Source organism: Salinivibrio sp. VGrn1, assembly GCF_009377995.1.
GTDB lineage: Bacteria > Pseudomonadota > Gammaproteobacteria > Enterobacterales > Vibrionaceae > Salinivibrio > Salinivibrio siamensis.
This window is the reverse complement of record NZ_SATA01000013.1, coordinates 1-13560: the sequence shown is the minus strand read 5'-3', so window position 1 is coordinate 13560 and position 13560 is coordinate 1. Positions and strand designations below refer to the sequence as shown.

Below are 13560 nucleotides of genomic sequence, written 5' to 3'. Positions count from 1 at the left end.
GACGTCTATCCAAAGTAGGAGAAAGTTATGTTCTTGGTTGAGTTATTAGTGGTACTCAGCTGCATCTTAATCGGTGCCCGTATCGGCGGCATTGGTTTAGGTGTGATGGGCGGGGTCGGGCTCGCGGTACTCAGTTTTGGTTTCGGTTTGCAACCCACGCATCCACCTATCGACGTGTTGCTGATGATCATGGCGGTGGTCGCCGCTGCAGCCACCATGCAAGCTGCAGGTGGCTTGGATTTTTTAATTAAAATTGCCACCAATATATTACGTAAAAACCCACGTCACATTACCTTTGTTGCCCCTTTAGTGACTTATGTCTTCACCATGATGGCGGGAACCGGACACGTTGCCTATTCGGTATTGCCGGTGATTGCTGAAGTCAGTCGCAAAAGCGGCATTCGTCCGGCTCGCCCTTTGGGTATGGCGGTCATTGCCTCGCAATTTGCGATTGTAGCCAGCCCCATCGCGGCAGCGGTGGTTGCATGTGTGGCCTTTTTAGAGCCGCAAGGCATTACCCTTACCGATGTGCTGTCGGTCACCATTCCTAGCACCTTTATTGGTCTTGCTTTGGCGTGTGTGATTGTTAATAAGCTGGGTAAAGAGCTTAAAGACGATCCTGAATATCAACGCCGTTTACAAGATCCCGACTTTCGTCGAGAAATGGAAGCGGATTTGGCGGTGGAAGATATCGAAGTCACGCCGGAGGCGAAGAAATCGGTTGGCTTGTTCTTATTTGGTGCCTTAGCCGTGGTCATAATGGGGGCATTCCCAACCCTGCGCCCGGCCTTTGATGGCGAGCCAATGGGGATGGCGCATACCATTGAAATCGTGATGCTGTCAGTGGGTGCATTGATCATTTTGACCTGTAAGCCGGACGGCAATGCGATTAGCCAAGGTTCGGTATTCCATGCGGGGATGCGTGCCATCGTCGCAATCTTTGGTATTGCTTGGCTAGGTGATACTTTGATTGGTGGCCATGGCGAGATGGTCAAAGAGGCGGTGTCTGGCTTGGTTGAGATGGCACCGTGGACATTTGCGTTTGCGCTGTTCGCCTTGTCAGTGATGGTGAACAGCCAAGGTGCAACGACAGCGGTGTTGGTGCCGGTGGCGATTACCTTGGGGCTACCGCCTTCGATGATTATTGCGACCTTTGTAGCGGTGAATGGCTACTTCTTTATTCCTAACTACGGGCCTATCATTGCCTCCATCGACTTTGACCGAACCGGCACCACGCGGATAGGTAAGTACATTTTTAATCACAGCTTTATGGCACCAGGCTTGCTGAGTATGGTGTTCAGTATCGCTTGTGGTTTGCTGATTACGCAGGTGCTGTAACGGCGGTTTACGGTATAAAAGAAGGGCGCTATCAGCGCCCTTTGTTGTCTCTATCGGTCGTCGGTGTCTGTTGTGAGTGACCCACTACGATGACTGACCCACTACGCGTTAAAACGTTTACCGCGATACTTAGGATGCATCAGGTTTTCAACCGAGAAGATCTCGTCCAGCTCCGCCTCGGTCATTAAACCACGCTCGAGCACCACTTCTTTAACGCTCTTACCTGTTTCAGCACAAATCTTGCCGACAATATCGCCTTCATGGTGGCCGATAAAGGGGTTAAGATAAGTGATGATGCCAATCGAGTTATGCACATAGTGCTCGCACACCGCTTGGTTAACGGTAATCCCGCTCACACATTTTTCACCGAGATTGCGGCAACCATTGGCTAAAATCGAGATAGACTCAAACAGCGCCTGCCCAATGACGGGCTCCATCACGTTAAGCTGGAGCTGACCGGCTTCGGCGGCAAAGGTGATGGTGGTGTCATTCCCCATTACCCGGTAGCAAACCTGGTTAACCACTTCAGGGATCACCGGGTTAACCTTAGCGGGCATGATGGATGAACCGGCCTGCATTTCGGGTAGGTTAATTTCATTGAGCCCCGCACGTGGGCCCGAGGAAAGTAGACGGAGGTCGTTACAAATCTTCGATAGTTTCACTGCCAGGCGTTTTAGCGCACCATGCACCATCACATAGGACCCACAGTCTGACGTGGCTTCAATCAAATCTTCGGCCGGGATACAGGGTAAGCCCGTGATTTCAGCTAGGCGTTTTACCGCCAGTTGTTGATAGCCTTCGGCGGCATTCAACTTAGTACCAATCGCGGTCGCGCCGAGGTTTACCTCTAACAGTAACGCTGCGGTGTATTTGATGTTTTTAATCTCCTCGCGCAGTAGCACTGAGAAGGCTTTGAACTCTTGCCCGACCGTCATCGGCACCGCATCCTGCAGCTGGGTGCGGCCCATTTTGATCACGTGTGCATAGGCTTCGGCCTTGGCGTCGAATTCTTTTTGCAGATAATCAATCGCATCCATTAGTTTTAGAATGCTGTTGTAAACGGCAATACGAAAACCGGTGGGGTAGGCACAATTGGTCGATTGGCTCTTATTGACGTGATCGTTGGGATTAATCACATCATAGTCACCTTTTTCGTGCCCCATCAGCTCAAGCGCAAGGTTGGCAATCACCTCATTGGCATTCATGTTGACTGACGTCCCTGCGCCGCCTTGAAAGACGTCCGAGGGGAATTGATCCATGCATTTGCCTGTTTGTAGGATTTGGTCGCAGGCTTTGATGATGTAATCGCCGACATCTGCGGGGATCACGCCGAGCTCTTGGTTTGCCATCGCGGCGGCTTTTTTGGTGTAAACCATGCCGCGTACGAAATCGGGGATATCAGAAATCCGGGTGCCGGAAATAGTAAAGTTTTCGATCGCCCGCAGCGTATGGATGCCGTAGTAGGCATCGGCAGGTACCGCGCGTTGGCCGAGTAAATCTTCTTCTAAACGGGTTGCTGTGGTTAGGGTTGAGGTTTCATTGGGTGTTATAATCGTCTGAGACATGCGTTGGCCTTAACATCAAGTTATTATAATGATTAAAACGTCGCCACAAATTTTGCTGTAGAATCCATTCCTCAGAGATTTTGGCTGGATGTATTATCTGTTACATCCTTTCAGCCGCCATTACAGCATATAATGCGGTGAAAAGGGCTGACCCCGGTCACAGCTGTAGCATGGCGCACAGACAAAATGCGCTTTCTTGCACTTTGATTCAAGGGCTAAATTCGGTTTCGTTGTTCGGCTTTTGGCGGATTTTGATGTTAGGATGAACAGTCCATTTCCAGCGCGAGGTGAACCGTGTTTCCAATCTTATTGCTGCTATTTATTCTGGTCCCAGTGATTGAAATCGGCCTGTTCATTCAGGTTGGTGGTTGGTTGGGATTGTGGCCAACACTGGCGCTGGTTTTGATCACCGCATTCGTCGGCGCCTCTTTGGTACGGAGTCAAGGACTGATGACTCTGGCTTCGGTGCAAGATAGGCTCAACCGCGGTGAGTTACCCGCCCAGCAAATCCTTGAAGGCGTGATGCTGGCCGTCGCCGGTGTGCTGCTGTTAACGCCAGGTTTCATGACCGATGCGATGGGGATGTTGGTGCTTTTGCCTGGGCCGCGAGCCGCGCTCGCCAAACAAGTGATGAAGCGCGTCACTGTGTCTCAAGCGAGCTTTAGCCAAGGTAACTTCCATCAAGGGGGCAATGCGCAAGGTCCTTTTGGTGAGGATCCGTTCCGTCGCGGAGGCCGTGGTGAGGATGGCAATACCTTTGAGGGGGAATATGAGCGCAAAGATGACGACGATGATGACCATCGCCTGCGCTAAGCCATGTCGGGGTTAAACCCAGCCAAAAGGCCGCATGAGGATGCGGCCTTTTTCGATCATGGCGTCCCGCTTACTCGGTGAGCTCGGGGCGCTGACGGTATTGGTCGAGTGATGCTGGGTTATCCAGCGCACTTAACTGCGCCACGTCTTGGCCATGGACCACATCGCGCACTGCCAACTCGGCCAGTTTCCCTGACTTGGTGCGTGGAATATCGCTCACCTCGGCAATTACGGCGGGAACGTGACGCGGCGTGCACTGGGTGCGGATGGTTTTTTTGATGGTTTGCTTGAGTGACTCATCCAGTGTGACTCCGGCGGCGAGTTTGACGAATAGCACCACGCGGACATCATTTTGCCATTGCTGACCAATGACCACCGAATCCATGATCTCGCTAAGCTGATTCACATGGCGATAGATTTCCGCCGTACCAATTCGTACCCCGCCTGGATTTAATACCGCATCAGACCGGCCATAGAACACCATACCACCTTGTGCAGTCAGGCGTACATAGTCACCATGAAACCAGATATCATCAATCTTGTTCCAATAGGCATTGTGGTAGCGGCTGCCATCGGTATCGTGCCAAAAGCCAACCGGCTGGTTGGGGAAGCTATTACAACACACCAGCTCCCCTTTCTGCTCTTCAACCGCTTGCCCTTGGGCGTTAAACACTTGTACATCGAGCGCCAAGCCTCGCTTTTGGCTTTCGCCGCGATAAACCGGTGACAGTGGGCTGCCAAGAACAAAACAGCCACAAATGTCGGTACCACCCGCAATCGAACTTAACTGCAGATCGGACTTTATCTTTTGATAGACATAATCAAACTGCTCGGGCGCAAGTACCGAGCCGGTCGAACACAGGACACGTAACGACGCCAGCGAGTAATCATCTTTTGGCGCCACACCTTGTTTTTCCAATGCCTCTAAGTATTTCGCCGCCGTGCCAAAAAGGGTGAGCTGGTGCCGCTCGGCCAGTCGCCAAAGTACTCCCGCATCCGGATAAAACGGCGAGCCATCATAAAGCACCAAGGTCGCGCCACTTGCTAAAGCGCTGACTTGCCAATTCCACATCATCCAGCCGCAGGTGGTGAAATAGAAAAAGCGATCGCCGGGGCGCACATCCGAATGGAGCTGATGCTCTTTCAAATGATTGAGCAATATCCCCCCCACCGAATGAATAATGCACTTGGGCTTTCCCGTGGTGCCGGAAGAGTACAGCACAAAGAGTGGGGCATTGAACGCCACGCGGGTAAAGCGAAGCGGCGGCGCGTCGTTAGCTAATAAGTCTTGCCAGTTATCCACGCCAGCAGGTAAAGAAGGTCGATCGCCATCAAAAGGGATCACCACTAGGCGCTCAATGGCCGATACCTTATCCACCACCTGCTGCGCTTTATTCAGGCAGTCATAGGTTTTGCCGTTGTAATGATAGTGATCGGTGGTAAACAGCACTTTGGGCTCGGTTTGGCCAAAACGGTCCAACACACTGTCGACGCCAAAGTCCGGTGAAGTTGAGGTCCAAATCGCGCCTAGTGCCGCGGTGGCAAGCATCGCAATCACGGTTTCCGGTAGGTTGGGTAAATAGCCGGCAACCACATCGCCTGGTTGAACGCCTTGCGTATCTAGGTAGTGACGGATGGCCGCCACCTGATCGACGAGCTCACGCCAAGTGAGGGTGCGTGCTACCTCATGCTCACCGCTAAAAATCATCGCCGGTTGGTCGGCATATTGCTCTGCGTGCTTGAGCAGGTTTTCGGCATAGTTCAGACGTGCGGTGGGAAACCACTGGCTATCCCGATTAGGGTGCTCGGGGTCGATATCGCACACTCTCTCGCCCGGATCGCCGATCACGCCAGCAAATTGCCATAACTGTTGCCAAAAATCGCCGCTTTGGCGTACTGACCATGCATAAAGATCGTCATAGCCACTCAGCTGGGTGTCGTGATCTTGATTCACGGCACGGATAAACGCGGCGAGTAAGGTGTGGGTTTGACGTTCCTTATCCGGTGCCCACAACAATCCGTCTTTCATGTCCTCTCCTTAGCTCTTATCAGGGTGTGCCTGTATAAATGCATCCAGCGCTTGGCATTGTGATTCAATGCGCGTCAGGGTTGGGTAGGCCGTTAAATCAAACGCAAACCGGCGTGCATTAAACAGCTGCGCGACCAAACAAATATCGGCCAAATTGGGCGCTTCGCCGCCAATAAAGGAGCTGTCTAATCCTTGTAATTTGGCTTCCAAACCATCGAACCCTTGTTTTAGCCAATGGTGATACCAAGTGATTTTGTCGTCATCACTGTGGCCAAAGGGGCCGGTTAAGTATTGCAGAACCCGCAAGTTATTGAGTGGATGCACATCACAGGCAATGTCGAGCGCCAGTGATCGACACTGGGCTTTTTGCACTGGATCACTGGGGAGCAGTTTGACCTGTGGATAGCGCTCGTCGAGGTATTCGATAATGGCGAGCGATTGGCTCAAGGTGACATCGCCATCGACCAAGGTAGGCACTAAACCGGCGGGATTGAGCGACCGATAGGCGTCGCTGTGCTGGTGTTTATCCAGCAGGGACACGGTTTCTCGTTGGTAGGTGAGGCCTTTAAGGCCAAGGGCGATGCGGACGCGGTAGGCCGCGGTCGACTTACTGTAATCATAAAGCAGCATACAAGCTCCTAGACGGCGTCAACGTCAAGCGCGCCTAGAGACTCTAGGCGCGCATCAAGGTTACTCCGGGATGTAACGGGTCACGGTTTGCTCAATGGCGCCGAAAATAGATGCCTCTTGGCTGTCGCGCATATCGATGGTGACGCTATCGCCAAAGGTCATAAACGGGGTTTTTGCCTCACCTTGGTCGATAATTTCCAGCATGCGCTTTTCGGCTAAGCAGCACGAGCCTTTGCTGCGATCGGTGTTGGACACAGTACCGGAGCCAATAATGGTCCCCGCACTGACATGGCGGCTTTTCGCCACATGCGCGACCAGCTCGGCAAAATCAAAGGTCATATCGACACCGGCGTCGGGTGACCCGAACCATTCGCCGTTGAGGGTGACATGCATCGGTAAGTGGACTTTATGATCGCACCAGTGATCGCCCAGCTCATCTGGGGTAACCGCCACTGGTGAAAATGCAGAAGCCGGCTTGGATTGGAAAAAGCCGAACCCTTTGGCAAGCTCGCCGGGGATGAGGTTGCGCAGTGAAACGTCGTTGACCAGCATCAGCAGTTTAATGTGTTGGCCCGCTTTGTCAGCACTAAGATGCATGGGGACATCATCGGTGACGACGGCAAGCTCGGCTTCAAAGTCACAGCCCCACGCATCATCGACCAATTCAATCTCGTCACGTGGGCCGAGAAAGCCATCAGACATGCCTTGATACATCAGTGGGTCGGTCCAAAAACTCTCAGGCATTTGTGCGCCGCGTGCTTTGCGCACCAGTTCAACGTGGTTAACGTAGGCGCTACCATCCGCCCACTGAAAGGCGCGGGGCAGTGGAGAGTCGCAGACACTCGGGTCAAAGGCAAAGGACTCACTGACTTGGTTGTCGTTGAGCGCGTCGTAGCGTTGAGTCAGTTTGGGCGCAAGTGTCGCCCAGTTATCGAGCGCCGCTTGTAGTGTGGGCGCAATATCGTCGGCGTGGACGGCGCGAGTAAGGTCACGAGAGACCAAAATCAATTTGCCATCACGTCCGTGTTTGAGTGAAGCCAGTTTCATTGCTTTCTCCTTCGCTATTCTGCGTCACTTGGCGTGCGCCAAGAGTGAACATAATCGGTCAGTTCGGTGGCTTTCGCCGCGTCGCCCATATCAAGTGGCATGCGGGTATCAATCATCACCGCCACTTCGTCGGTCTCTTTTTTCTGATGCTTTTTGCCTGCGGCAAAGGCTTTTGGGTGAGGACCATGTGGGAAGCCACAAGGGTGTAGAGTCACCATGCCGGCATCAATGTTATCGCGGCTGAAAAAGTCACCTTGGTGATAGAAAAGCACTTCATCGTAGTCATCGTTATTGTGGTAGAAAGGCACCTTCAGTGCGCCAGGATCTGACTCGATCGGGCGGGGGACAAAGGTACAAATCACAAAACCTTGCGCGACAAAGGTGGTGTGCGCGGATGGTGGTAAGTGGTAACGATGGCTCATCAACGGGCGGATATCTCGCCAGTTGAGCCGGAATACGGTGAGGTTGCCTTTCCAGCCCACGGCATCGAGTGGGTTATAAGGGTAAGTGACACGGTTAAGCTGTTGGCGCGATTTGATCATCACTTGCCAGCTTTCGCTGTCGGATTGCTGGGCTTTAAAACTATCGTCAATGCGCGCATGTTCTAACACCGCAGGGTCAAACACCGCATGTTCGCCGACAATGCCTCGTTCGGCGCTCATGTAGGAGCCATGTGTCGCTTCAATCATCAGCAAGGTGGTGACCTCATCCGGCACCAGTCGCCAGCTGGTGGCGCGAGGAACGATCAAATAATCGCCTTTGCTGTAGCGCAAGTGGCCATAATCGCAATACAGCGAGCCTTCGCCCTGATGGACAAACAAGCAATCGTCGCCATCGCTGTTGCGCACCAGATAAGACATGGCGGTATCGGTGCGCCATAAGCGAACCTGAACGTTGGCATTGGATAACAGCACAGGTGCATCCATTGGCGACGTGCCTTGCGTTTCAACTCGGTTGGTATCAAAAGCATGCGGTCGTAATGGGCCTTCCCACTCGCTCCAGCCCGTCGGGGGATGGCGGTGATACATATGACTGGCCGGGCCAAAAAAGCCTTCCTTGCCACACTCGCGCTCGTAGGTTCCCTCGGGAAAGTCGCAGTGGGCTTGACGTGAGGCATCCCCTTCACGAATGGGGAATGAAAACCACTTTCGCATAACTCGCTCCTTGTGCTGGGCGGCCGTGCTCACCGGGACGGCCAAATAGTTTCAAAAGAAACAATCTATCCGTTTATACTAGCGATCAGAGACGAGAAAAAGCAACGCTCTGTTAACAAATATTTTACTTTGAGTGTTCAGTATTTTTGCCGCCTAAAAATCGTAAGTGTAAACAAAGCACTACCTTTGCATCTTATCGAAGCCTCTCGTAAAGTAGGTTATATGATTTCACTTGAAACTAACTGATATGACCCTTCCTCATTTAGCGCTCGATAGCTTTTTGCCTTATAAGCTGGTTCACACGGCGGAGTTGGTGGCCGATAGTCTTGCGGCACGTTATGAAGCAGAGTTTGGATTATCGCGTCCAGAATGGCGCGTGCTGGCCTCTTTGGGGGCACGGGATGGCGTGATGGCGAAAGATTTAGCCGCAGAAACGCGGCTGGATAAAGTAAAAGTGTCGCGCTTGCTTACCCGTTTAGAGCAGCACCAACTGGTAGAGCGACGCGCGTGCCAAGGTGATCAGCGCGCCGCGTTAGTCCATTTGACCGATAAAGGACGCACCCATTATCAGACTATTGTCCCCAAGGTGTTGGAGTGGGAAACAGCCATGCTTGAGGGACTCAGTGCGGCGCAGTATCAAGCGCTTTATCAGGCGTTAGACGCTCTGCAGCACCGCGTTCTTGAGTTGGCTCAGACGGACAATGATGCCGCGAGTGTCTGACGGCGCAGCACCACGGCATACAGGTACGCCATAATACCGGCCAGTAGATTAGCAATGGCGATTCCCGCAAACAGGCCATGGGTGCCGTTGACCATGCCGCCCAGCCACGCACAGGGCACCAAGAAGACAAACAAACGGACGAGGTTGCAGGCGAACGAATGCAATGAACGCTTCATCGCATTCAGGCCGCCGACCAATAACATCAAGGTGCCTTGTAAGCCGTAACTGGCCGGAACCACCATCAAATAGTGGGCAATTTCTTGTTGAACCCGCACATCGTCACTAAACAAATTCGCAATCAGATCGATAAAAGGCCATAGCGACAAGTACAAGGCAAACTGGAACAAGATGGCAAAGCGCATCGCGCTAAACAGTGCCTGAAAGGCCCGTTGATGGTATTGCGCGCCAAAGTTTTGCGACATTAAGGGCGTGAGCGATGACGTCATCGCCATCATCACAATTAATAAAATAGCTTCAATGCGTTGCGCGGCGCCATAGGCGGCAACGCTCTCTGTCCCTTGCGAGGCGAGCATCATCATTAAAATGGCACCTGCCGCCGGGTTTAAGGCATTGGTCATCCCAGCGGGCATGCCAATTTTAAGGATTTGACGCACGTCTGTCGCCAGTTTGGTCCATTGTGGTGCGATTAGTAGCCGTTCACGGCGAATCAGTATACTTAGCGCGGCTATCAATGCCCCCGCCCAACTGACGGCGCTGGCGATGGCGGCCCCTTTTACGCCCAGCTCGGGAAACGGACCCAAGCCAAAAATCAGTAAGGGGTCGAGCGTCCCATTAATCAGGCCGGAGACCATCATGATTTTCGCCGGCGTTTTGGTGTCGCCCGTGGCGCGGATAGCGGCGTTTCCTGCCATGGGTACCACGAGTAATGGAATGGTGAAGTACCATACCTGCATATAGTCGTGGATCAACGGCAATAAGTTGTCGCTTGCTCCCAGTGCGGAGAACACTGGATTGATGGTGACGGCCCCTAACCAGCCGACGGTCATCACAATGAATACCGCCAAGATCAAGCCGTGACTCGACACCCGCGCGGCATCTTGATGATCGCCTTGACCAAGCAATCGCGCCACCAAGGCGGCAATGCCGACCCCTAACCCGAGCGTGATGGAGTTAACCGCAAAGGTGATGGGGAAGGTGAAGCTCACCGCGGCGAGTGCTTCCGTGCCAAGCAGTGAAATAAAGAAGGTATCCACCACATTGAACATGATGATCGCGAACAGCCCAAATACCATGGGCACGGTCATCTTACGCAATGTGAGGTTGATCGGGGCGGAGAGTAGCCCGTGTTTGTCGTTCATAATCGCTTATCACTGGGTTGGGACGGCTTACCCTAGCGGATCCTCACAATCGGAGAAAGTTGCCAGTCTAAAAAAACAAAAAAATTACTGTAAAACCCTTGGGAAAGAAAAAGGGCGTCCCCACATAGGGAATTACATCAGGAACCGGACGCATGTACGGCCTGTGTGCATACTTACTTCATCAAACGGAACATCATTACTAATTCAGGAGACGACCGATGAACATTCGTCCACTACATGATCGCGTTATCGTTGAGCGCCAAGAAGCTGAGTCTAAATCAGCAGGCGGCATCGTGTTAACTGGTTCTGCTGCAGAAAAGTCTACCCGCGGCAAAGTGCTGGCGGTAGGCAAAGGCCGTATTCTTGAAAACGGCAACGTGCAGCCATTGGACGTTCAAGTGGGTGACACTGTTATCTTCTCTGAAGGCTTTGGCACCAAGACGGAAAAAATCGAGGGTCAAGAAGTTCTGATCTTGTCTGAAAGCGACATCATGGCAATCGTTGAATAATTCATTTCACCTCCAATCAATAAATTAAGAAAGGAATAGAATCATGGCTGCTAAAGACGTTAAATTTAGTGACGACGCGCGTGCGAAAATGCTCGAAGGTGTGAATGTTCTGGCTGATGCCGTGAAAGTCACACTGGGCCCTAAAGGCCGTAACGTAGTACTAGACAAATCATTCGGTGCCCCAACCATCACCAAAGATGGTGTCTCTGTTGCCCGTGAAATTGAACTGGAAGACAAGTTCCAGAACATGGGCGCACAAATGGTGAAAGAGGTGGCGTCTCAGTCAAACGACGCGGCGGGTGACGGTACGACAACTGCAACTGTATTGGCGCAATCTATCGTCAATGAAGGCTTGAAAGCGGTTGCAGCGGGCATGAACCCAATGGATCTGAAACGCGGTATCGATAAAGCGGTTGTGGCCGCGGTGGAAGAGCTGAAAAACCTGTCAGCGCCTTGCACCAGCAATAATGCCATCGAGCAAGTGGGCACGATTTCAGCGAACTCTGACCACACCGTTGGTAAGATCATCGCTCAAGCGATGGAAAAAGTGGGCCGTGACGGCGTGATCACCGTGGAAGAAGGTCAATCACTGCAAGACGAACTGAGCGTCGTAGAAGGCATGCAGTTCGATCGTGGTTACCTATCTCCTTACTTCATCAATAACCAAGAAGCCGGTAACGTTGAACTGGATAACCCATTTATCCTACTGATCGACAAAAAAGTGTCGAACATCCGCGAGCTGCTACCAACGCTAGAAGCGGTTTCAAAAGCGTCTCGTCCTCTGCTGATCATTGCAGAAGACCTTGAAGGTGAAGCGCTGGCGACATTGGTTGTCAACAACATGCGTGGCATCGTCAAAGTCGCTGCCGTGAAAGCGCCTGGCTTTGGTGACCGTCGTAAAGCGATGCTGCAAGATATCGCAACCTTGACGGCAGGCACTGTGGTTTCTGAAGAAATCGGCATGGATCTAGAGAAAGTGACGCTGGAAGACCTAGGTCAAGCGAAGCGCGTCACTGTCACTAAAGACAACACCACTATCGTTGACGGTGTCGGTGAGGAAGCGGCGATTGAAGGGCGTGTTGCGCAGATTCGTCAACAAATCGAAGAAGCAACCTCAGACTACGACAAAGAAAAACTGCAAGAGCGCGTCGCGAAACTGGCTGGCGGTGTTGCAGTGATCAAAGTCGGCGCAGCGACCGAAGTCGAAATGAAAGAGAAGAAAGATCGCGTTGAAGATGCTCTGCATGCAACACGTGCGGCGGTTGAAGAAGGCGTGGTTGCCGGTGGCGGTGTTGCCTTAATCCGTGCGGCGAGCAAAGTTGGCGAGCTGAAAGGTGACAACGAAGAGCAAAACGTCGGCATCCGTGTTGCACTGCGCGCCATGGAATCACCACTTCGTCAAATCGCGACTAACGCGGGTGATGAAGACTCAGTGGTTGCTAACAAAGTGAAATCTGGCGACAACCACTTTGGCTACAATGCATCAACCGGCGAATACGGTGACATGATTGAGATGGGCATCCTTGACCCAACCAAGGTGACACGTAGTGCACTACAGTTCGCTGCCTCTGTTGCGGGTCTGATGATCACGACGGAAGCCATGGTTACCGATCTGCCACAAAAAGACGGCGGTGCTGATATGGGCGCGGCTGCTGGTATGGGTGGCATGGGCGGAATGGGCGGCATGATGTAATCGCCTTTCCCTCAGAAATGAAAAACCCAGCTTCGGCTGGGTTTTTTCGTTGTGTGCTGCCAGAATCGATTTTAATCGTCAGTGTGTTGAAGTGGATGAGAATAAGTTCATCACGGCCACACCGGCAACAATCAGTGTCATCCCAATCACCGCCGGCGTATCGAGCTTCTGGTCGAACACCAACCAACCAATGAGCGCTATCAATGTCACGCCCGCGCCCGCCCATATCGCATAGGCGATGCCTACAGGAATGGCGCGTAAAGTGAGGGCGAGTAGATAGAAAGAGAAACTGTATCCCACTACCACTAATATCGAAGGAACGAGCTTAGAAAAGCCGTCACTATTTTTGAGTGATGCGGTTGCAATCACCTCTGCCACAATAGCAAACCCTAGAAAAAGCCAATGCTTCATATCGATGACTCCCAAGTGAGAAACAGGTGAGCTATGCTACCAGCCAATTTTTATGATGTATGCCTCATTTTGAGTAGAGAAGAGTGAAAGACACGATCGGACATGTAAGCCAATGTGAACACGAGCGGCAAAATATAGCAGGTAAAGTAGGCAAAATATCTTGCTCTGTACGCTTTTTGTTCAGGTGACATTTTTTTTGCAAAAAGGGGTTGCGGGAAAAACTGAGATCTCTATACTGCGCTTCCTGTTGACGGGGCAACGAGACGCAAGTCACGAAATGCCAACCACTCAGTCAACACGCTCTTTAACAATTTGACCTATGCAATCTGTG

General features: G+C 52.2%; 12 protein-coding genes. 5 read left to right on the top strand and 7 right to left on the bottom strand.

Annotated elements, in window-relative coordinates; all coding sequences use genetic code 11:
- Positions 1-27 precede the first annotated feature (27 nt).
- Entirely contained in the window at positions 28-1338 is a 1311-nt protein-coding gene (locus EHW56_RS14335; protein WP_069361517.1) for an anaerobic C4-dicarboxylate transporter family protein, read from the top strand.
- A gap of 101 nt (positions 1339-1439) precedes the next feature.
- Here EHW56_RS14335 and aspA read toward each other — a convergent pair whose 3' ends face one another.
- Complete coding sequence (gene aspA / locus EHW56_RS14330; protein ID WP_152797137.1) at positions 1440-2903, bottom strand: aspartate ammonia-lyase; 1464 nt, start codon at positions 2901-2903, stop codon at positions 1440-1442.
- Positions 2904-3197: 294 nt separating this feature from the next.
- Here aspA and EHW56_RS14325 point away from each other — a divergent pair, with 294 nt between their 5' ends.
- Positions 3198-3716 (top strand): FxsA family protein, encoded by a 519-nt coding sequence (locus EHW56_RS14325; protein WP_172970060.1) that lies wholly within the window; start codon positions 3198-3200, stop codon positions 3714-3716.
- A 70-nt stretch (positions 3717-3786) separates the two neighbouring features.
- On the opposite strand, the gene EHW56_RS14320 is transcribed toward EHW56_RS14325, so the two are convergent.
- The 4 genes from EHW56_RS14320 to EHW56_RS14305 are packed head-to-tail and all read right to left on the bottom strand — an operon-like array spanning position 3787 to position 8576.
- Positions 3787-5745 (bottom strand): acetoacetate--CoA ligase, encoded by a 1959-nt coding sequence (locus EHW56_RS14320; RefSeq protein WP_152797140.1) that lies wholly within the window; start codon positions 5743-5745, stop codon positions 3787-3789.
- A gap of 9 nt (positions 5746-5754) precedes the next feature.
- Entirely contained in the window at positions 5755-6375 is a 621-nt protein-coding gene (maiA, locus tag EHW56_RS14315) for a maleylacetoacetate isomerase (protein WP_152797142.1), read from the bottom strand.
- A gap of 60 nt (positions 6376-6435) precedes the next feature.
- The gene (locus tag EHW56_RS14310; RefSeq protein ID WP_152797145.1) at positions 6436-7422 is read right to left on the bottom strand and encodes a fumarylacetoacetate hydrolase family protein; all 987 of its coding nucleotides are present in this window, start codon (positions 7420-7422) and stop codon (positions 6436-6438) included.
- Between the two features lie 14 nt (positions 7423-7436).
- A complete protein-coding gene (locus EHW56_RS14305; protein WP_152797147.1) occupies positions 7437-8576 on the bottom strand; it encodes a homogentisate 1,2-dioxygenase in 1140 nt (379 codons plus the stop codon).
- Positions 8577-8808: 232 nt separating this feature from the next.
- Here EHW56_RS14305 and EHW56_RS14300 point away from each other — a divergent pair, with 232 nt between their 5' ends.
- Positions 8809-9297 carry a MarR family winged helix-turn-helix transcriptional regulator gene (locus EHW56_RS14300; RefSeq protein ID WP_227486564.1) on the top strand — a complete coding sequence of 163 codons (489 nt, stop codon included), beginning with the start codon at positions 8809-8811 and terminating at the stop codon, positions 9295-9297.
- On the opposite strand, the gene EHW56_RS14295 is transcribed toward EHW56_RS14300, so the two are convergent.
- Complete coding sequence (locus EHW56_RS14295) at positions 9267-10616, bottom strand: MATE family efflux transporter (protein ID WP_152797149.1); 1350 nt, start codon at positions 10614-10616, stop codon at positions 9267-9269. The genes EHW56_RS14300 and EHW56_RS14295 overlap by 31 nt on opposite strands.
- Before the next feature lie 218 nt (positions 10617-10834).
- Here EHW56_RS14295 and EHW56_RS14290 point away from each other — a divergent pair, with 218 nt between their 5' ends.
- Positions 10835-11125: a co-chaperone GroES gene (locus EHW56_RS14290; protein WP_046074554.1), complete on the top strand. Its 291-nt coding sequence runs from the start codon at positions 10835-10837 to the stop codon at positions 11123-11125.
- Between the two features lie 43 nt (positions 11126-11168).
- A complete protein-coding gene (gene groL / locus EHW56_RS14285; RefSeq protein ID WP_046074555.1) occupies positions 11169-12818 on the top strand; it encodes a chaperonin GroEL in 1650 nt (549 codons plus the stop codon).
- Between the two features lie 78 nt (positions 12819-12896).
- Here groL and EHW56_RS14280 read toward each other — a convergent pair whose 3' ends face one another.
- Complete coding sequence (locus EHW56_RS14280) at positions 12897-13229, bottom strand: SMR family transporter (protein ID WP_046074556.1); 333 nt, start codon at positions 13227-13229, stop codon at positions 12897-12899.
- Positions 13230-13560 lie beyond the last annotated feature (331 nt).